Annotated in this window: 13 protein-coding genes and 1 tRNA gene; 8 read left to right on the top strand and 6 right to left on the bottom strand. The window is 69.3% G+C overall.

The annotated features are described in order from the left end of the window. Positions 1–123: 123 nt before the first annotated feature. Positions 124–1,770, bottom strand: coding sequence for a phosphoglucomutase (alpha-D-glucose-1,6-bisphosphate-dependent) (gene pgm, locus QE416_RS03055; RefSeq protein WP_307313391.1), 1,647 nt, complete (start codon positions 1,768–1,770; stop codon positions 124–126). 101 nt (positions 1,771–1,871) lie between these two features. Here pgm and pheA point away from each other — a divergent pair, with 101 nt between their 5' ends. Beyond that, complete coding sequence (gene pheA, locus QE416_RS03050; protein ID WP_210076900.1) at positions 1,872–2,834, top strand: prephenate dehydratase; 963 nt, start codon at positions 1,872–1,874, stop codon at positions 2,832–2,834. An 836-nt stretch (positions 2,835–3,670) separates the two neighbouring features. On the opposite strand, the gene QE416_RS03045 is transcribed toward pheA, so the two are convergent. Beyond that, on the bottom strand, positions 3,671–4,720 hold the full coding sequence (locus QE416_RS03045) for an LLM class flavin-dependent oxidoreductase (RefSeq protein WP_307313388.1): 1,050 nt from the start codon (positions 4,718–4,720) through the stop codon (positions 3,671–3,673). A 203-nt stretch (positions 4,721–4,923) separates the two neighbouring features. On the opposite strand from QE416_RS03045, the gene QE416_RS03040 reads away from it, so the two are divergent. Next, a complete protein-coding gene (locus tag QE416_RS03040) occupies positions 4,924–5,349 on the top strand; it encodes an Asp23/Gls24 family envelope stress response protein (RefSeq protein ID WP_307313387.1) in 426 nt (141 codons plus the stop codon). A 216-nt stretch (positions 5,350–5,565) separates the two neighbouring features. On the opposite strand, the gene QE416_RS03035 is transcribed toward QE416_RS03040, so the two are convergent. Both QE416_RS03035 and QE416_RS03030 read right to left on the bottom strand, forming a co-directional pair. Beyond that, a complete protein-coding gene (locus tag QE416_RS03035) occupies positions 5,566–6,936 on the bottom strand; it encodes a deoxyribodipyrimidine photo-lyase (RefSeq protein ID WP_307313385.1) in 1,371 nt (456 codons plus the stop codon). 304 nt (positions 6,937–7,240) lie between these two features. After that, positions 7,241–8,530 (bottom strand): diacylglycerol kinase family protein, encoded by a 1,290-nt coding sequence (locus QE416_RS03030; RefSeq protein WP_307313383.1) that lies wholly within the window; start codon positions 8,528–8,530, stop codon positions 7,241–7,243. Between the two features lie 176 nt (positions 8,531–8,706). On the opposite strand from QE416_RS03030, the gene serS reads away from it, so the two are divergent. Together serS and QE416_RS03020 are read left to right on the top strand one after the other, a co-directional pair. Further along, entirely contained in the window at positions 8,707–9,972 is a 1,266-nt protein-coding gene (gene serS / locus QE416_RS03025; RefSeq protein WP_307313381.1) for a serine--tRNA ligase, read from the top strand. Beyond that, entirely contained in the window at positions 9,969–10,868 is a 900-nt protein-coding gene (locus QE416_RS03020; protein WP_307313379.1) for an HAD family hydrolase, read from the top strand. The genes serS and QE416_RS03020 overlap by 4 nt, the downstream gene beginning before the upstream one ends. 42 nt (positions 10,869–10,910) lie before the next feature. Here QE416_RS03020 and QE416_RS03015 read toward each other — a convergent pair whose 3' ends face one another. Continuing rightward, a complete protein-coding gene (locus tag QE416_RS03015) occupies positions 10,911–11,201 on the bottom strand; it encodes a PLDc N-terminal domain-containing protein (protein ID WP_210076906.1) in 291 nt (96 codons plus the stop codon). A gap of 129 nt (positions 11,202–11,330) precedes the next feature. After that, positions 11,331–12,590, bottom strand: a complete 1,260-nt coding sequence (locus QE416_RS03010) for a DUF2254 domain-containing protein (RefSeq protein WP_307313377.1) — start codon at positions 12,588–12,590, stop codon at positions 11,331–11,333. 229 nt (positions 12,591–12,819) lie between these two features. On the opposite strand from QE416_RS03010, the gene QE416_RS03005 reads away from it, so the two are divergent. The 4 genes from QE416_RS03005 to QE416_RS02990 all read left to right on the top strand — a co-directional run bounded on the left by QE416_RS03005 (position 12,820) and on the right by QE416_RS02990 (position 17,418). Further along, entirely contained in the window at positions 12,820–13,566 is a 747-nt protein-coding gene (locus QE416_RS03005; RefSeq protein ID WP_267788262.1) for a cohesin domain-containing protein, read from the top strand. Between the two features lie 41 nt (positions 13,567–13,607). Beyond that, positions 13,608–15,434 (top strand): amidase family protein, encoded by a 1,827-nt coding sequence (locus tag QE416_RS03000; RefSeq protein WP_307313375.1) that lies wholly within the window; start codon positions 13,608–13,610, stop codon positions 15,432–15,434. Between the two features lie 94 nt (positions 15,435–15,528). Continuing rightward, a tRNA-Ser gene (locus tag QE416_RS02995) sits at positions 15,529–15,616 on the top strand. Positions 15,617–15,894: 278 nt separating this feature from the next. Beyond that, a complete protein-coding gene (locus tag QE416_RS02990) occupies positions 15,895–17,418 on the top strand; it encodes a hypothetical protein (protein WP_307313373.1) in 1,524 nt (507 codons plus the stop codon). Positions 17,419–17,832: the final 414 nt, after the last annotated feature.

Here is a 17,832-nt window from a genome sequence, read left to right as displayed (position 1 = left end):
TCGGCATCCCGGCGTTTCCCGGCCGACTCCGCCCGACGGTACCGACCGACTCCGCACGGCGGCTCGCCACACGCGAAAGCGGCGCCACCCCTCGGGGCGACGCCGCTTCCGGCTGCGAAAGACTCAGGCCTGGCCGAGTGCCGCCGAGACGACGGCCCGCGCCTCTTCCTGCACCGCGCGCAGGTGCTCCTCGCCGCGGAGGGACTCGGCGTACAGCTTGTAGACGTCTTCGGTGCCCGAGGGGCGGGCGGCGAACCACGCCGACTCGGTCTGCACCTTGAGCCCGCCGATCGCCGCGCCGTTGCCGGGCGCGTGCGAGAGCTTCGCGGTGATCGGCTCACCCGCGAGCTCGGTGGCGGTCACGGCATCCGGAGACAGCTTCGACAGAGCCGACTTCTGCGCGGGCGAAGCCGGGGCATCGACGCGCTGGTACGCCGAGGCGCCGAACTCGTTCTCGAGCTCCGCGTAGCGCTGCGAGGGAGTCTTGCCGGTGACGGCGAGGATCTCGGCGGCCAGCAGGCAGAGCAGGATGCCGTCCTTGTCGGTGGTCCAGACGGTTCCGTCCTTGCGCAGGAACGACGCTCCGGCCGATTCCTCGCCACCGAACGCGACGGAACCGTCGAGCAGACCGGGCACGAACCATTTGAACCCCACCGGGACCTCGAGCAGCGTCTTGCCGAGTGAGGCGGCGACGCGGTCGATGATCATCGACGACACGAGCGTCTTGCCCACGGCGGCGTCGACCGGCCAGTTCGGGCGGTGCGAGAACAGGTAATCGATGGCGACCGCGAGGTAGTGGTTGGGGTTCATCAGCCCGGCGTCGGGGGTGACGATTCCGTGGCGGTCGGCATCGGCGTCGTTGCCCGTGAGGATGTCGTACTCGTCACGCGCGGCGACCAGCGACGCCATGGCCGAGGGAGACGAGGGATCCATGCGGATCTTCTCGTCCCAGTCGAGGGTCATGAACTTCCAGGTCGGGTCGACCTCGGGGTTCACCACGGTCAGGTCGAGTCCGTACACCTCGGCGATGAGTGCCCAGTACTCCACCGACGCGCCGCCCAGCGGGTCGGCGCCGATACGGACCCCGGCGTTCTCGATGGCATCGATGTCGATGATGGATGCCAGATCGCGCACATACGCGTCCCGGAAGTCGTACTGGCCCAAGCCGTCGAGATCGATGTCGGCGTGACGCGTGCGCTTCACGCCCTCGAGGCCCGCGGCGATGAGCTCGTTCGCGCGGTCGGCGATCCAGCCGGTGGCGTCGGTGTCGGCGGGGCCGCCGTGCGGCGGGTTGTACTTGAAGCCGCCGTCGCTGGGCGGGTTGTGCGAGGGCGTGACGACGATGCCGTCGGAACGGCCCGGGTCGTCGGCGGCCAGGTCACGGTTGTACGTGAGGATCGCGTGGCTGAGAGCCGGCGTCGGCACCCAGGCATCGCGCGAGTCGACGCGCACGTCGACGCCGTTGGCGACCAGCACCTCGATGGCGCTGCGTTCGGCGGGCAGCGACAGCCCGTGGGTGTCGCGGCCGAGGAAGAGCGGACCGGTGATGCCCTGTGCGGCGCGGTAGTCGACGATCGCCTGGGTCGTGGCGAGGATGTGGTCCTCGTTGAAGCTCGTGCTCAGCGACGACCCGCGGTGACCGCTGGTGCCGAAGGCGACTCGCTGCTCGGGCACCGCGGCATCCGGCTTGCGGTCGTAGTACGCCGCGATCAGTTCGTCGATGTCGATGAGATCGGATGCCTCTGCGGGCTGCCCTGCGCGACTGCTCATACGTCCAGTCTGCCCGCTGCATCCGACATGCGCACACGTCGTGACGCATTCCGAGCGAATCCGTCGGTGAGCGGCCTGCGTGACGCGGCTAGGCTGAGCCGGTGCTGCCCGACACAGACTCCGCGCCCGCCCGCCGTACCTATAGCTACCTGGGGCCGGCCGGAACCTTCACCGAGGCCGCCCTCGCCCAGGTTCCCGAGGCGCGCGACCAGATCTGGCGGCCCGTCCGTAACGTCGGCGAAGCACTCGCCGATGTGGTCGAGGGCCGTTCGGATGCCGCGATGATCGCGATCGAGAACTCCGTCGACGGCGGCGTCTCCACCGCGCAGGATGCCCTGGCCACCGTGCCCGGACTGCGCATCGTGGGCGAGTACCTCGTGCCGGTGAACTTCGTGCTCGTCGCACGCCCCGGAACGACTCTCGACGACGTATCGCTGATCGCCGCGCATCCCGTGGCCTACGCGCAGTGCCTCAAGTGGCTGAGCGAGAACGTGCCCGCGCACGCGCACCTGCCGGCCGAGAGCAACGTCGCGAGCGCCCTCGGCGTCCTCGACGGCACGAGCGCCGCCGACGCGGCCATCGCCGCTCCCGGAATCGTCGCCCACCACGACGTGACGGTGCTCGCCGAGAGCATCGGCGACAACCCGAACGCGGTGACGCGCTTCGTGCTCGTGAGCCGCACCGTCGCCCCCGCGCCTCCCACGGGCGCCGACAAGACGTCGCTGATCGTCGAGCTGCCCGAGGACCACCCGGGTGCCCTGCTCGAGCTGCTCGAACAGTTCGCCACGCGCGGGATCAACCTGAGCCTGTTGGCATCCCGCCCCATCGGCGACGCCCTCGGCCGCTACCGCTTCGTGATCGACGCCGATGGCCACGTGCTCGACGAACGCATGGCCGACGCGTTGCTGGGTCTTCGCCGTTTCAGCCCCAAGGTGATCTTCCTCGGGTCGTACGCCCGCGCCGACCGGGCGATCGTCCGCTACCCGCAGCGCTACAGCGACGACGTGTTCGTCGAGGCGCGCGACTGGCTGCGCGGCCTGCTGAGCGGCGAGCCCGAGGCCTGACCCCCGGTCGGGCGCCGCCGGGCCGCCGCCCCCGGGCCGTCGTGCGGATGTCGTGTTCGACATGCCGTCTCCGGATGCCGTGACTCGGGGTGTCGTCGACGGCCTCCGCCGGACGGCCCGTCCCGCCGGGGCCCACGCCGGTTCTGCCGCCGCCGGGCCGCCGCCCCCGGGCCGTCGTGCGGACGTCATGTTCGACACGCCGTTTCCGGATGCCGTGAGTCGGGGTGTCGTCGGCGGCCTCCGCCGGACGGCCCGTCCCGCCGCGGCCCACGCCGGTTCTGCAGCTGCCGCCGGGCCGCCGCCCCCGGCCGTCGTGCGGATGTCGTGTTCGACACGCCGTTTCCGGATGCCGTGACTCGGGGTGTCGTCGACGACCTCCGCCGGATGGCTCGTTCTGCCGAGGCCTGACCGCCGGTTCTGACGCCGCCCCCTGGGCCGCCGCCCCTGGCCGCCGCCCGCGGGCTGTCGTACGGACTTGTTGTTGGACACTCCGTTTCCGGATGCCGTGACTCGGGGTGTCGTCGACGATTTCCGCCGGACGGCCCGTCCCGCCGACGCCCGCGCCGGTTCTGACGCCGCCCCCCGGGCCGTCGCCCCCGGGGCCGTCGTGCGCACGTCGTGTTCGACACGCCGTTCCCGGATGCCGTGACTCGGGGTGTCGTCGACCACCTCCGCCGGACGGCCCGTCCCGCCGCGGCCCGCGCCGGTTCTGCAGCTGCCGCCGGGACGCCGCCCCCGCCCCGTCACGCGGATCTCCCGCTCGACATGCCGTTTCCAGACGCCGTGATTCGACGTGTCGCCGACGACCTCCGCCGGACGGCCCGTCCCGCCGCGGGTCAGGCCGCGACGGTCGCGGGAGCCGCGATCAGCTCGAGCGTCTGCGCGCGGCCCTCGGACGTCTCGCCCTCGTACGCGCCCGCCACGGGAGACACCATGATCTCGTCGACCCCGTGCTGTGCGGCGAAGGCGCTGAGCTGCGAACGCACGTCGTCGCCCGTGCCGACGAACCACTTCTGCCGGGTCGAGGCCATGATCGACTCGGTCATCGCGTCGAACGGGTCGGCCTTGGCGGCCTCGATCGTCTCGAGCGGCGTGAGGGGGCGGTTGGTGCGCAGGCGTGCCATCATGCGCAGCTGCGGTATCGCGCGCTCCTCGGCCTCCTCCGACGTGGGAGCGGCGACGACGTTCGCGGTGACGAAGGTGCGGGGGCCCTCACCCGACTCGTTCGGCACGAACTGGTCGCGGTAGAGCCGCAGAGCGTGTTCGAGGCCCTCGCCCGCGAAGTGGTTGGCGAACACGTACGGCAGACCGAAGCTCGCCGCGAGCTGCGCGGAGTAGTCGCTCGACCCGAGCAGCCAGACCTGGGGCATTCCGGATGCCGCGGGCGTGGCCTTCACCTGATACTCGGTGCCCGAGGTGAAACGAACGGTGGCGCCCTCGGGGGAGGTGAGCGCCATGATGTCGGTGACGTGGTCGGGGAAGCGCGAGACGTCGCTCGTGGTACCCGACCGGTTCAGCAGCTGAGTGATGACGGGGTCGCTGCCGGGGGCGCGGCCGATGCCGAGATCGATGCGGCCCGGGGCCAGGGCCTCGAGGGCGGCGAACTGCTCCGCGACGATGAGGGGCGAGTGGTTGGGCAGCATCACGCCGCCCGAGCCGACGCGGATGCGCGAGGTGCGCGCGGCTGCCGCGGCGATCAGCACCGGGGGAGTGGTGGATGCCACGGAGGGCATGTTGTGGTGCTCGGCGAACCAGTAGCGGCGGTAGCCGAGACGGTCGGCGCGCTCGACGAGGTCGAGGGCCGCACTCACCGCTTGGGCACTGGTCTGCCCGTGCCGCACGGGTACGAGGTCGAGAACGGAGAGGGAGGGGATCGCGTCGTTCACCTTGACGGCAACGCGGCGACGGCATCCGATATTCCTCCGTGTCAGTGCGGAGCCCCGCAGAGGCGCCGTGTCGTGACGGCCGGGGGAACGGCATCCATCCTCAGCCTTCTCTCAGAAAAAAGGCGTGACGAATGCGCGGCCCGCCGCGTCTCATCTATGACATCGCGGGACACACGGTCCCGGAACGACGGAAGGAAGCGAACATGGCCGAGAACACCACCACCGCCACGACCACCCCCGCCCACAAGGACGGCGGCTCGACCGTCATCGTCGACGCCGTCGTCGCCAAGGTCGCCGGCATCGCCGCGGCCCAGGTTCCCGGCGTCCACGCCCTCGGCGGCGGTGCCGCTCGCGTCATCGGCAACATCCGCCAGGCGGTCGGCGCCAAAGACCACGCCCAGGGCGTGAGCGTCGAGGTCGGCGAGACCGAGGTCGCCGCCGACATCTCGATCCAGGTCGACTACCCCGAGCAGCTGCAGCGTGTGGCATCGGACGTGCGCGCGGCCGTCCACCAGGCCATCACCGAGCTCGTGGGTATGAAGGTCGCCGAGATCAACGTGACCGTGGTCGACGTCTTCATCCCGGGCGACGACGACGAAGACCAGGCCGACGAGCAGCGCGTCAACTGACAGTCGTTCCGAGAGGGGCGTCGCCGAGAGGCGGCGCCCCTCTCGCGTACCCGGATGCTGGTTCCCCGGCACTCCATGAAAACTGCTTCCGCCTCTGCCTCGGCTAGGTGAGCGGGGGTTCACCTGGCACGGATCGATTCGACCTCGGACGGCGCACGGGCACTCATCGGTGGCGAGCCGCGCGGAACGGCGCCCGGCCGGACGAGACCCCGGGTGTCAGCTCCCGTGCCGCACCTGGGCGTACGCGTCGAGCGCGCGTTTGCGCGTTTCGCCGAGGTCGACCATCGGCTCCGGCGGGTTCTCGTCCAGGTATTCGGGTGCCCACTCGCGCACGTACTGATCGTGCGCGTCGAACTTCTTGCGCTGTGTCTCGGGGTTGAACACGCGGAAGTACGGGGCGGCATCCGCTCCGCTTCCCGCGACCCACTGCCAGTTGAAGGGGTTGCTCGCGGCATCCGCATCGACCAGGCAGTCCCAGAACCACTGCTCGCCGTGTCGCCAGTCGATCAGCAGGTTCTTGATGAGGAAGGATGCCGTGACCATGCGCACGCGATTGTGCATGACGCCGGTGTGCCAGAGCTGGCGCATCCCGGCATCGACCACGGCCACCCCCGTCTTGCCCTGCTGCCAGGTCTCGAGGTGGGAGCGGTTCAGCTTCGGCCAGGGGAAGGCGTCGAAGTTGCGACGCCAGTTCACCGTCGCGATGTCGGGCGAGTGGAACGTGACGTGCCAGGCGAACTCCCGCCACACCAGTTCGGACAGGAAGCCGCCCGCGCTTTTCGCGTGCTCCCCCGATCCCTTGTGCTCGAGGGTCTCGTGCCACACCTGGTACGGGCTGAGCTCGCCCCAGCGCAGGCGCGGGGACAGGTTCGAGGTGGCGCCGCCCGCGAACTCGTCGCGATACTTCGAGTAGTCGCCGAGGTCGTCGTCGAGGAACTCCTTGAGACGCGCCTTCGCCGCCGGTTCCCCGGGCTCCCAGGTCTCGCGCAGACCTCCGGCCCAGTCGGGCTTCGACGGCAGCAGGCCCCATGACGACAGCTCGTCGGAGTCGACGGATGCCGACACCCCGGGCACCTTGCGCGCCTCGGGCATCGGTGGACGCGGGGCCGCAAGCTTCTGTACCGCCCGGGCGAACGGGCTGTAGACGCCATAGGGCTTGTCGGACTGCGTGCGCACCGTCCACGGTTCGTACAGCAGGTTGGCGGCGAACGAGGCGACGGTGACCCCGCCGTCGTGGAGCTTCTCTTTGATGCCCGCGTCGATCTCGCGCTCGACCCCGCCATAGCGCCGGTTCCAGAACACCGCGCCGGCTCCGACCTCTTCGACCACGGCCGGGAGGACCTCGGATGCCTTGCCCCGGCGGAGTACGAGGGTGCTCCCGCGTTCCGCGAGGCGCTCGCCGAGCGACGTCAGCGACCCGTGCAACCACCACCGCGCCGCCCCGCCGATCGCGCGAACGCCATCGGACTCCTCGTCCAGCACGTAGAGCGCGATGATCGGTTCGTCGCGATCGAGGGCGGCTCGTAGTGCCGGATTGTCGGTCAGGCGCAGGTCGTCACGGAACCAGACGATCGATGGTGAGGCCATTCCCCGACGCTATCGATCACGGCATCCGGCTCTTCGGGCTTGACACCCGCCGTGCGGTCGCGCCGCCCGCCGCTCGGCTGGACCAACGAGATCACGTGACCTCGCGCCCCGACGCGCGGCCGGACCAACGAGATCACGTGACCTCGCCGACGCCACGCGCCGTGGCGCGTGCGTTCGGCCAGATCACGTGATCTCGCGCCCCGACGCGCGGCTGAACCGGCGAGATCACGCGACGTCGCCGACGCCACGCGCCGTGGCACGTGCGCTCGGCCAGATCACGTGATCTGGCGCGAACCCCGCCCCGTCAGAGCGTCGAGGTGTCGTGGCCCTTCGGCAGCGCGACCACGAGCCCGCCCGCGATGATGCGGGTGTAGATGCGCGTCGCCTCACCGAACTCGTCGCCGTCCAGCTCGATGGGTTGCGCGGGACTCGTGGCCAGCTCGATGCCGGTGCCACGGAGGTAGCGCACCGAGGTGTCCTTGCGACGCTCGAGCACGCGGCGGCCGGCGCGGAATTTGCGCAGCACCGAGTTGTCCCACACGATGCTGCGCCACACGCCCAGCCAGCCCAGCACACCGCTCGGCTGGAGGACGGCCACGTCGAGTCGGCCGTCTGCGACGGAGGCATCGGGGATGAGCGCCACGCCGCCCTGCAGGGCCCCGCAGTTCGCGAAGAGCACGCTCTGCACTTTCGCCGAGTGCAAGCGGTGTCCGTCCAGCTGGTACATGACGCGGAAGGGCTTCGCCGAGACGAGCGAGCGCGCCGCTCCGTCGACATAGGCGACCCAGCCGACCTGCTTCTTCAGATCGTCACGCGTGTTCTGGATCATCGCGGCGTCCAGGCCGATTCCGGCCATGACCGAGAAGCCGTGCTCTTCGACCTCGCCGTCGACGCGTCGGATGCGGGCGATGCCGGTGTCGATGGAGAGGATGTCGCCCTCGAACGTCGCGCGGATCATCGCGTCGGTGTCGGTCAGCGGGAGGTTGAGATTACGGGCGAGCAGGTTTCCCGTGCCGCTCGGGATGATCGTGAGCGGGACGCCCGTCGAGGTCAGAGCCTCGGCCACCGCGCGCACCGTGCCGTCGCCGCCGGCCACGAGCACGGCGTCCACCTTCTCGTCGAGAGCAGCACGGGTCGCGTCGTCGCCGAGGTCGTCGACCGTCGTCTCGTAGAACAGGGGCTCGGCCCAGTCGGCGGCGACCGCGAGCTCGGCGACGCGCGCGCGCAGCGTCTCGGGCTCGACCTTGGTGGGGTTGTAGACGAGGGCGGCGCGCTTCTTCTGGGTCGGCTCGGCATCCATGGGTGCCTCGTCGCCCTCAGCGTTGACGCGCTGGGTCTTGCCCGGCGTCTCTTCCGAGGTGTCGGGGGCGACGTCCTCGGGCTGGCGGATGACGTCGTCCGGCTCGGCCGCGTCCTTCGGGTGGGGGGCGTCTTTGCGTGGACGGTCGCCGACGTCGTCGCCCAGGCGCGCGGCGTGGAAGTGATCGTCGGAGCCCTCGGCCGCGGCGGCATCCGCCTTCACCTCGGCGGGGGCATCGGCGGAGACTGTTTCAGGAGCGTCCGCGTCGTCACGCGGCTCGTCAGGGGCGGCCATGGCATCCACCATAGGTGCGTGCTCGGTCCCGCCACCCCTGGCCGGGCGGGCTTGACGGAGGGATGCCGAAGACCCATGTGCCGCGGAGATGAGCCTGTCGTTGCGCGCTGCGGCACCCGCAGCGCGTGGTCGGGACGACGCAGGATCCGCCCCGGCGGCGACCATAGGATGGACGCGTGATCGACCTGACTCTGCTGCGTGAAGATCCCGAGCTCGTGAAGCGCTCCCAGATCGCCCGCGGGGAGTCGCCGGATTCGGTGGACGAGGCCCTCGCCGCCGACCGCGACCGCCGCGCCGCCATCACCGCCTTCGAAGAGCTGCGTGCGGCGCAGAACGCGCACGGCAAGCGCGTCGCGCAGGCACCGAAAGACGAGAAGGCCGCGCTCGTGGCAGAGGCGAAAGAGCTCAGCGAGCGCGTCAAGACCGCTCAGCACGCCGTCGCCGAGGCCGAGGCCGCCGCCGACGACGCCCTCGGCAAGATCGAGAACATCGTTCTCGAGGGAGTCCCCTCGGGCGGTGAAGAGAATTTCGTCACGCTCCGCACGCACGGCGAGATCCCCACGTACGACTTCGAGCCGCTCGACCACCTCGCCCTCGGCGAGAAGCTCGGCGCGATCGACATGGAGCGCGGCACGAAGGTCTCGGGCAGCCGCTTCTACTTCCTCACGGGGATCGGCGCGCGTCTCGAGCTCGCGCTCATGACCCTCGCTCTCGACCGGGCGTTGCAGGCCGGTTTCACCCCGATGATCCCTCCAACGCTCGTGCGTCCCGAGGTCATGCGCGGCACCGGGTTCCTCGGCCAGCACGCCGACGAGGTCTACCACCTCGACAAAGAAGATCTCTACCTCGTGGGAACGAGCGAGGTTCCCCTCGCCGGGTACCACATGGACGAGATCCTCGATCTGGAGCGCGGCGCCAAACGCTACGCCGGGTGGTCCACCTGCTACCGCAGCGAGGCGGGCTCGTACGGCAAGGACACCCGCGGCATCATCCGCGTGCACCAGTTCAACAAGCTCGAGATGTTCGTCTACACCGACCCGGCCGACGCCGAGGCCGAGCACGAGCGCCTCGTCGCCCTGCAAGAGGCGATGCTGCAGGACCTCGGTCTCGCCTACCGGCTGATCGACGTCGCGGCCGGCGACCTCGGCTCGAGCGCCGCGCGCAAGTTCGACATCGAGGCGTGGGTGCCCACGCAGGGCGCCTACCGCGAGCTCACCAGCACCTCGAACTGCACGACTTATCAGGCCCGTCGCCTCGACACGCGTTTCCGCCCGGACGGCGGCAAGACGCAGCCGGTCGCCACCCTGAACGGCACCCTGGCCACGACCCGCTGGATCGTGGCCCTGCTCGAGACGCATCAGCGCGCCGACGGGTCGGTGACGGTGCCCGAGGTGCTGCGACCGTACCTCGGCGGTCTCGAGGTCATGGAGCCGATCGCGTGACCGACGAGGCCGCCCTGCCCGATACCGGTGTCGTCGAGAGCGCGCCGAAGCAGGAGGCGGCCGACCTGGTCGCCGATCTGGCCGACGAGGCGCCCGCGGGGCGCATGCTGATCGCCCTCGACATCGACGGCACGGTCCTGCTCGAAGACGACACCCTGAGCCCCGGGGTCGTCGAGGCGGCGGCCGGAGCTCAGGCTGCCGGCCACGAGGTCATGCTCGCCACCGGTCGCAGCTGGGACAGCACCCGCCCCATCATGGACCGCCTCGGCATCCGTCCCGAGTATGCGGTCTGCTCGAACGGTGCGATCGTGATGCGCCGGGTCGGAGACGCCGACGCCGCCGTGTACGAGCGTGCTCACGTCGAGACGTTCGACCCCACAGAGGTGCTGACACTTCTCGGCGAGCACCTGCCCGATGCGCACTTCCTCGTCGAGCTGCCCGACGGCTCGCGACTGTTCACCGACTACCTCGACGACTGGAACCTGCAGGGCGCGAACAAGGTGTCGTTCGCCGAGCTCTCGCTGCAGCCGGTCTGCCGGGTGGTCGTGGTGGCGCCCGAGCAGACCGACCAGGATTTTCTCGAGCTCGTCGAGCGCATCGGCCTCAGCCAGGTGTCGTACGCGATCGGGTGGACCGCATGGCTCGACATCGCCCCGCAGGGCGTGGACAAGTCGACCGCCCTCGAACTCGTGCGCGGCTGGCTCGGCATCGCACCCGAAAGCGTGCTGGTGATGGGCGACGGCCGCAACGACATCGAGATGATGCAGTGGGCGATCCGCAACGGCGGCCGCGCGGTCGCGATGCACCAGGGTCCGCCCGAGGTGCACGCCGCAGCCGGCGAGGTGGGCCTCTCGGTCACCGAGGGCGGCGTCGCCGCGATCCTGCGCGCTCTCTGATCGGGCAGCGCCCGGCGGTGCGCCGACCGGCCCCCCGCGGGGTCAGACCCGCGCGGAGCCGCTCGCGACGTGCGCGGCGCGGTCGGCGAGGTACGCGGTGCGGTCCACGACGGTCGCGGGACGGCTCGCCGCCCGGTGGTCGACGACGCGCGCCGCCTCCCACGCGACGAGACCGATCGGGGGCAGCAGCAGCAGCGCGGTCGCCCAGGCGGCTCTGAGGCCGACGGACGCCTGCGGGTCACGGATGACGACGATCGCGGCAAGGATGGATGCCGCGTAGACCAGCGCGAAGACGGCGAGAACGATCTGCGCGGACAGTGTGGTGACGACCATGATGACCTCCTCAACTCGAACGGCCCGGCGGGTCGTGGGGTGATGTTCCCGGTCTACGCCGGTCGCAGGGAGGGTTCAATCTCTGCGCGCGCGTGCGCAGCAAGTCCATAACTGCGGCGTATGCGACACTCAGACGCCGCGCGAGCCCCACGCCTCTCGCGCGGCGGCACGCAGGGTGCGCGCGTCGGAGCGGTCCAACGCCCTCCGACTGCGAGCGAAGGCCGCGCGGGCGGCATCCCGGAAGACCTCGGCCCGGTCCGGAGCGGATGCCGCGAGCGAGGCGAGGCACTTCTGCAGGCGCACCTGTACCTCGACGTCGGCCGCTCCATCGCGCGCCAGAGGGCGGAAGGCGTCGTCGACCAGGTCCGTGAGGTGCGGCGCGGGGACGAACACCCGCTCGAACGCGACGGACGGATCGATCTCGACGGCGAACGCTCGGGAGAACACTCGCTGCAGGGCGGCGATCACCTCGATCGCCGTTCCGGGATCATTGGTCGCGGCCGAAAGCGCGCGGCTGCCAATCTCGGTGAGGGCGATGACCCCGAACCGCGGGTCCTGTTCGTACGTCCGGTGGTGCTCGATGCGGAACGCCCGGCGCACCGCCGCCTCGACGGCGTCGTCGACTCGGCCGGCGACGAGGGCGACGGGCACGCGGGCGTCGGCGATGCGTCCGGGTGTGGCGTGCACGTGCACCTCGAGATCGTGCTGGCGGGCGACGCGGTCGAGTCCTGCGACGTCGACATGAGTGACGTAGCCCACCTCAGTGGCATGCACGGCGACGGCTCCCGAGGGCGGCGCGATCGAGGTGCGAGCCCCCAGCGTCGGCCGTTCCGCGTGCCACTCGAGGGAGGCCGTGGCGGCTTTCTCCACGCGATCGATGACGTCGGCCATCCGCCCGAAGGTCGACAGGTGCGAGATCCATCTCAGCAGGGTGAAGACGACGATCCCGATGACGACCAGTGTGCTGACGAAGAGGATCGCCCGCCCTTGCGGGTGGTAGTAGCCCGTCGACAGGGCGACGATCCCGACGAGCGAGAAGGTGAAGGCGCCGACGAAGGTCGACACGGCGTTCTGCGACGTCGTGTCGGCGATCAGCAGGGGCGTCGAGCGGGGGGTCGCCGTCGTCGTCGCCGAAGAGAACGCCGTGACCATCGCCGTCACCGAGAAGGTGCTCACCGTGAGCATCGCCGTGGCGATGATCTGCAGCAGCGAGCCCACGGCATCCTGGCCCAGCTCCAGACCGAACTGGAACGGCAGGAGCGGTCCGAGAAGACCCGCGGCCAGGGCCACGACGACGCCGATGACCGTGAAGAGCGCCGCGCGCACCCACACCTGCCTTCCGAGTCGGAGGAAGAAGGATGCCAGCGGGCCGCGGGTCGTCATCGCCATGACGACGACGCTATCCGGCGCGTCCTCCCGAACGCGGGGGCTGGACGAGACCCGTCACGCACCTGAGAACGCCGTTTGATGCGCCTATGGATATGCGATGGAAATGTGCGGCAACTTGTCCGACATGCCGCCCTGCCAGAGTCGGGGCACCCCTCACGATCTCCGGATGCCGAGAGGCCCGCGCGGCCCGCGATCGTGCTCGTTCCATCACCCGAGGAGCCTGCCCCCCATGTCTTCACACAGCCCCGTCCCACGCCCGAGAGCGTCACGCCGTCTCGGCGTCGTCCTCGTGGCGGCCCTGGCCCTCTTCGGGCCTCTGGCTGCCGCGCCCGCGGCTCACGCCGCGCCTCCCGCCGCGACGCTCTCGCTCGCGCTGAGCCCGACGAGCGTCACCGCGGGCGAGTCGTTCGTTGCCACCATCACGGGGGCGGCGGTGAGCGACCTGTACTCGTACGACCTGGAGCTCACCTACGACCCCGCGTTCGTCGAGCCCGGCGCCGACGCGCCCACCGGTCCCGCCGGCGGATTCACCTCGAGCGTCACCGGGCCCGGCACGCTCACCGTCTCGCACACGCGCCTCGGGTCGTCTCCGGGACTCTCGGGGGCGAGCGATGTGGTCCTGGCATCCGTCCCTCTCCGTTCTTTCGCGGCGGGGTCCGCCCTTGTCCAGCTGTCGTCGGTGCGTCTGGTGTCGTCGACCGGAGCGGTGGTGACGGCGACCGCCGTGGCATCCGGAACCGTCGTCATCGCGGCAGTGCCCGCTCCCGTGCCGCAGCCCTCGGTGTCGCAGCCGTCGTCTCCCTCGGCCTCCGCATCGGCCACGGCCACCCCGGCGCCCGCGGCCCAGGGCCCGGGTGACCTCGCGACGACGGGAATCGATGCGACCCCGTGGTTGATCTCCGGCGCCCTCGGTGTCGCCCTCGTCGCCGGAGGCGCGCTGATCGTGCTCCGCCGTCGTCAGGCGGTGCGCGAATGACCGCGTCCCGCTCGTCCGTCCCCTCTCGTGAAGGATCCGTCATGACCCCCCTGGCCCGCCGTGTTCTGGCCGTGTCCGTCTCGCTCGGCGTCGTCGTCGCCGGGGCCGTCGTCGCTCCGGCCGCTGCCCTCGCCGCTCCCGCTCCCGCTCCCGTCGAGGCTCCCTTCCAGGCGCCGTATTACACCGAGCTCGACGTCACCGGCGATGAGCAGGTGACCACGGCCGACCTCGAGGCCCTCGCCCCGCACCTGGGGGCGACCTCGGGCGGTGCCGGATGGACGGATGCCGCGCGCTTCGACCTCGACGACGACGGTGCCGTGACGGCATCCGACCTCGCTCTTCTCTCGGAGCGCATCATCTACGACGACGGCCCGTTCGAGATCGTCGAGGCCGACGCGGTGGCGATGCAGGCGGCGATGAACGCCGGTGTCATCACGTCGGTGTCGCTCACCCAGCAGTACCTCGACCGCATCGCGGCGTACGACAAGGTCGTTCGTCCCGCCGGTGTGCGCCCGCTCAACTCGATCATCACGACGAGCGAGGTCGCGCTGAAGGCTGCCGCGGCCGCCGACGCGATCCGGGCCGAGAAGGGCATGACCGGAATGCTCCTCGGCATCCCCGTCGCCCTGAAGGACAACTACAACACCGTCGACATGCCCACCACCGCCGGCTGCGGCTGCTGGAACGGCAACCAGACCTCGACCGACGCCACGATGGTGAAGGGTCTGCGCGCCGACGGAGCGGTCATCGTCGCCAAGGCCTCGATGGACGAGTTCGCCATCAACCTGTCGTCGCAGTGGTCGGCCTTCCAGCCCAACGGAACGGCGCTGACCGTCTCGAGCCCCTACGACACCACCCAGACCTCGGGCGGATCGAGCGGAGGCACGGGAGCCGCGATCGCGGCCAACCTCGCCGGCATCGGCTTCGGCACCGACACCGGTGGGTCGATCCGCATCCCCTCGACGTACAACCAGCTCGTGGGCGTCCGTCCGACGGTGGGCCTCGCGAGCCGCGACGGCATCGTGCCCCTCGCGCTCTCGCAGGACACGGGTGGTCCGATCGCCCGTTCGATCCAGGATGCCGCGATCGCCCTCGACGCGGTCGTCGGCGAAGACGCGGGTGACCCCGTCACCGCGCGGCAGGCCGGCAAGGTGCCGGAGACCTACACGTCGTACCTCGACAGCGGGTCGCTGAAGGACAAGAAGTTCGGGTACTTCCCCCGACTGGTGGGCACGAACACATCGACCGTTGCGGCGTTTGAGAAGGCGGTAGACGCGCTGGAAGCGAAGGGGGCGACGGTCGTCGAGCTGACCCCACCCACCGGGTTTGACGCCATCGTGGGCGAGGGCAGCGGCAGTGTTCCGGAGTTCAACCACGACCTGCAGAACTACATCAACGCGTACCTCAACCCCGCGGTGAGCGCGCGGAGCCTGCTCGCGATCTCGCAGTCGCCGAACATCGTTCCGACTCGCGCGAGCAATCCCTACGGTCAACGCGCAGCCGTGACGGAGTCGACCTACCAGGCCTGGGCTGGTCCGCAGGGGTCGCACACCCTGCAGCTCGCCAAGGGCAAGCAGATCATGACCGATTTCATGAACGAGCAGAAGCTGGATGCCGTCATCTACCCCAGCGCGAACGCCTACACCGTCGTCTCGACCGCCAACATGCGCTTCAGCCCCAACACGGGCTTGCCGGCGGTGACGGTGCCGATGGGACAGGCCCTGACAAGTGGAGGAACCGCCGGTGGAGTGAATCTGGAATTCCTCGGTCGCGACTTCTCCGAGGGGCCGCTGCTCGGCTTCGCCTACGGCTTCGAGCAGGCGACCCACGCCCGCACGACGCCCGCTCTCTACGGCCCGCTCGGCTGAGCTGCGGCGGTGGCCCCGGGCGCGAAGTCGTCCGGGGCCACCGCTCGTCGCTGTGTGACGCCGCGTTCGCGGCTCGGTAGACTCGGTGCGTTCAGGAGGGTTGTCCGAGCGGCCGATGGACCTGGTCTTGAAAACCAGTGGGCAGCAATGTCCCGTGGGTTCGAATCCCACACCCTCCGCCAAATGCGCCCTATTCGAACCCCGTCCAAACGAAAGCTTGGGCGGGGTTTTGGCGTGGCGGGCTAGGTCGTCCGCCTGCATACGAAGCAGTACCGCTGAGGGGTTCAAACCGTCCGGGCCGATGAACAGCTTCTCGAATAGCCCCTGGTTGAGGAGTCGCCGCTCGGCGGGAACGGCGGCCGCGTACTGCTCGTGTTTCGGGGGCGCGGAATGTATCGCGCTATGGTCTCGGCGGTCTATGTGCCAAGGTGGGCTAATCGCGACAACTGGGGGTGTCACCGTGCGCGAACTATACGCATGTCAACTTGATATCGAGCAAGCGGAGAACGAAGCCTCGGTCATAGAGCTGACCCGCGAGTGGGTGGCGCGTGGGAGCGGGACGACGGTTGATGAACTTCGTAGCGCCGATGACGACTTGTTGAAGACCAAGGATGGCCATCAGATTCATCAGGCGCTCGGGTCCAATGACGCGGACGCATGGACTTGCTCGTGGCGGCGCCCGGATGAAACCGAACCAAATTTGGTGTGGCGGGTACTGCTCGCCTGCGGCGCCTCTCCCGAGAACAGTCAGCACACTCGCTTCTCGATTCGGATTCGGCTTGAGCGAGCTGGAGATGAATTCAGGTTGGTGCCGCTTGGCCACAGCTTTCGTGCGCCGGCAATCGTCCGAACGCTCCTTCGCGTCCACCATGTCACCGACAGCGATGTTGTCGTGGAACCTTCCTATAGGGTCAGGCGTGCTTCAGATGTAGCGGCGCTAGTCGACATGTTGAAATCGCCCGAGAGGACCTTGCCCGTGCTCGTCGTGACTCGTGGCCCGAGCCCGGAGCACGCAGTTGACGCAGGGGAGCTCGCGCGTCAGGTGGCTGGACTCGCACACGTCGAAGTCCTCTCAACACATTTGGCATCCCTCGCGCTTACAGATGCCGTAGGCCGTGACCTCAGCGTGTGGGGCGGCGGATTGCGGCTTTACTGGCCCGGTCTCGCCCTCACAGACGACCCCCCACGCCATCGGCTCTGGACCCGCGAGCGTCTATCTCATCAGCGCAATATCCCCCAATGGTTCCTCAGCTACCTCGGCGCCCTCGGTGCGGCAACAGTGCCCGAGCACCCCGTCGTCGAGATTGCTCGAGCGGAGCGGCGGGCCCAGGCGCTCGATAGCGGGGAGCTGCCGGACTGGGTGACCGAGTACATTGAGTCGCTGGAAGAAGAAACTCGGAGCGCTCGCTCTGAGGTATCGGACTTTCACCTGCAGGTATCTGGGCTTGAAGATCAGGTGCAGGATCTCAAAGGTCAGCTTGCCGACACGCGGCAATCCTTTAACACCTACCGAGAGCATCTTGACGTTAAAGAGAAGGAAGACGTCGATCTCGAGGCGCTTGATGTTGCGGCAGCATATCGGCTCGCGAGAGAGGAAGCGCCTTCCAACGTCGTCTTTCTTCCAGAGGTGGATGACTCCGTCGCTGCATTCTCCTCCTACAAACTTCCCCGCAGGTTGTACGAGGCTCTTACTGCTGTCAACGAGGTCGCCACAGCCTGGGCAGACAACGAGTTGAGCACTGGTTTTGGAGAGTTTTTCGCCAGCCGTGGGTACGAGTACTCGAAAAGTAACCCGGCAGCTACCGCAAAAAAGACCCGAAAGAGCTACCAGCGTCGCGTCGACGGTGAGCTCATGACCATGGAGCCACACCTCAAGGTCGATCAGTCCACGAGCCCTGACCAATGCCTCCGCATCTACTGGTGGCGTGACGATTCGGCGCGGCGCCTGGTGGTGGGTCATGTTGGGCGGCACCTGCCAGACTGATCGGCAATCAGCAAGCGTCGTCGCGGCCAGCGGTGCTGAGGTTGGATGGACCCTGCGTCCCCTCTGACCACGGCCGGAGGTAGAAAGGCGCCACCTCAAACGTTCTTCGGATTCGCATGACGCTGGCATCGTTCGTAGCCACATCGTGAAGGGTTTCAGCCGCCCGGTTGATCACGCGACGCTACCCAATCAAGGAGCCGCTTCGTCTCCCATGAGGGGTTCGAAAGCCATTGCGTTGGTTCCGCCACGCGAGAAGCGGGCCCCGTGGGGTCCGCTTCTCGCGTTCTGACCGGCTGAGCGGGATGAGAACACAGTTGGGTCCACGCCGCCGGAGGCTCCGCCGGGCGCAAAGCGGACGGTGGAGGGGCGGTGGGGAGAATCCCACACCCTCCGCGACGACGAAGGCAGGCCCGC

The sequence above is a fragment of the Microbacterium sp. SORGH_AS_0421 genome (assembly GCF_030818635.1).
GTDB lineage: Bacteria > Actinomycetota > Actinomycetes > Actinomycetales > Microbacteriaceae > Microbacterium.
This window is presented reverse-complemented; position numbering and strand designations above follow the sequence as displayed.

Coding starts and splice junctions, on each gene's coding strand:
- QE416_RS03010 (WP_307313377.1), bottom strand. CDS start 12,590: ATGGCGATGACGACCCGCGGCCCGCTGGCATCCTTCTTCCTCCGACTC.
- QE416_RS03040 (WP_307313387.1), top strand. CDS start 4,924: ATGGCCGAGAACACCACCACCGCCACGACCACCCCCGCCCACAAGGAC.
- QE416_RS03005 (WP_267788262.1), top strand. CDS start 12,820: ATGTCTTCACACAGCCCCGTCCCACGCCCGAGAGCGTCACGCCGTCTC.
- QE416_RS03030 (WP_307313383.1), bottom strand. CDS start 8,530: ATGGCCGCCCCTGACGAGCCGCGTGACGACGCGGACGCTCCTGAAACA.
- QE416_RS03000 (WP_307313375.1), top strand. CDS start 13,608: ATGACCCCCCTGGCCCGCCGTGTTCTGGCCGTGTCCGTCTCGCTCGGC.
- QE416_RS03035 (WP_307313385.1), bottom strand. CDS start 6,936: ATGGCCTCACCATCGATCGTCTGGTTCCGTGACGACCTGCGCCTGACC.
- QE416_RS03015 (WP_210076906.1), bottom strand. CDS start 11,201: ATGGTCGTCACCACACTGTCCGCGCAGATCGTTCTCGCCGTCTTCGCG.
- pgm (WP_307313391.1), bottom strand. CDS start 1,770: ATGAGCAGTCGCGCAGGGCAGCCCGCAGAGGCATCCGATCTCATCGAC.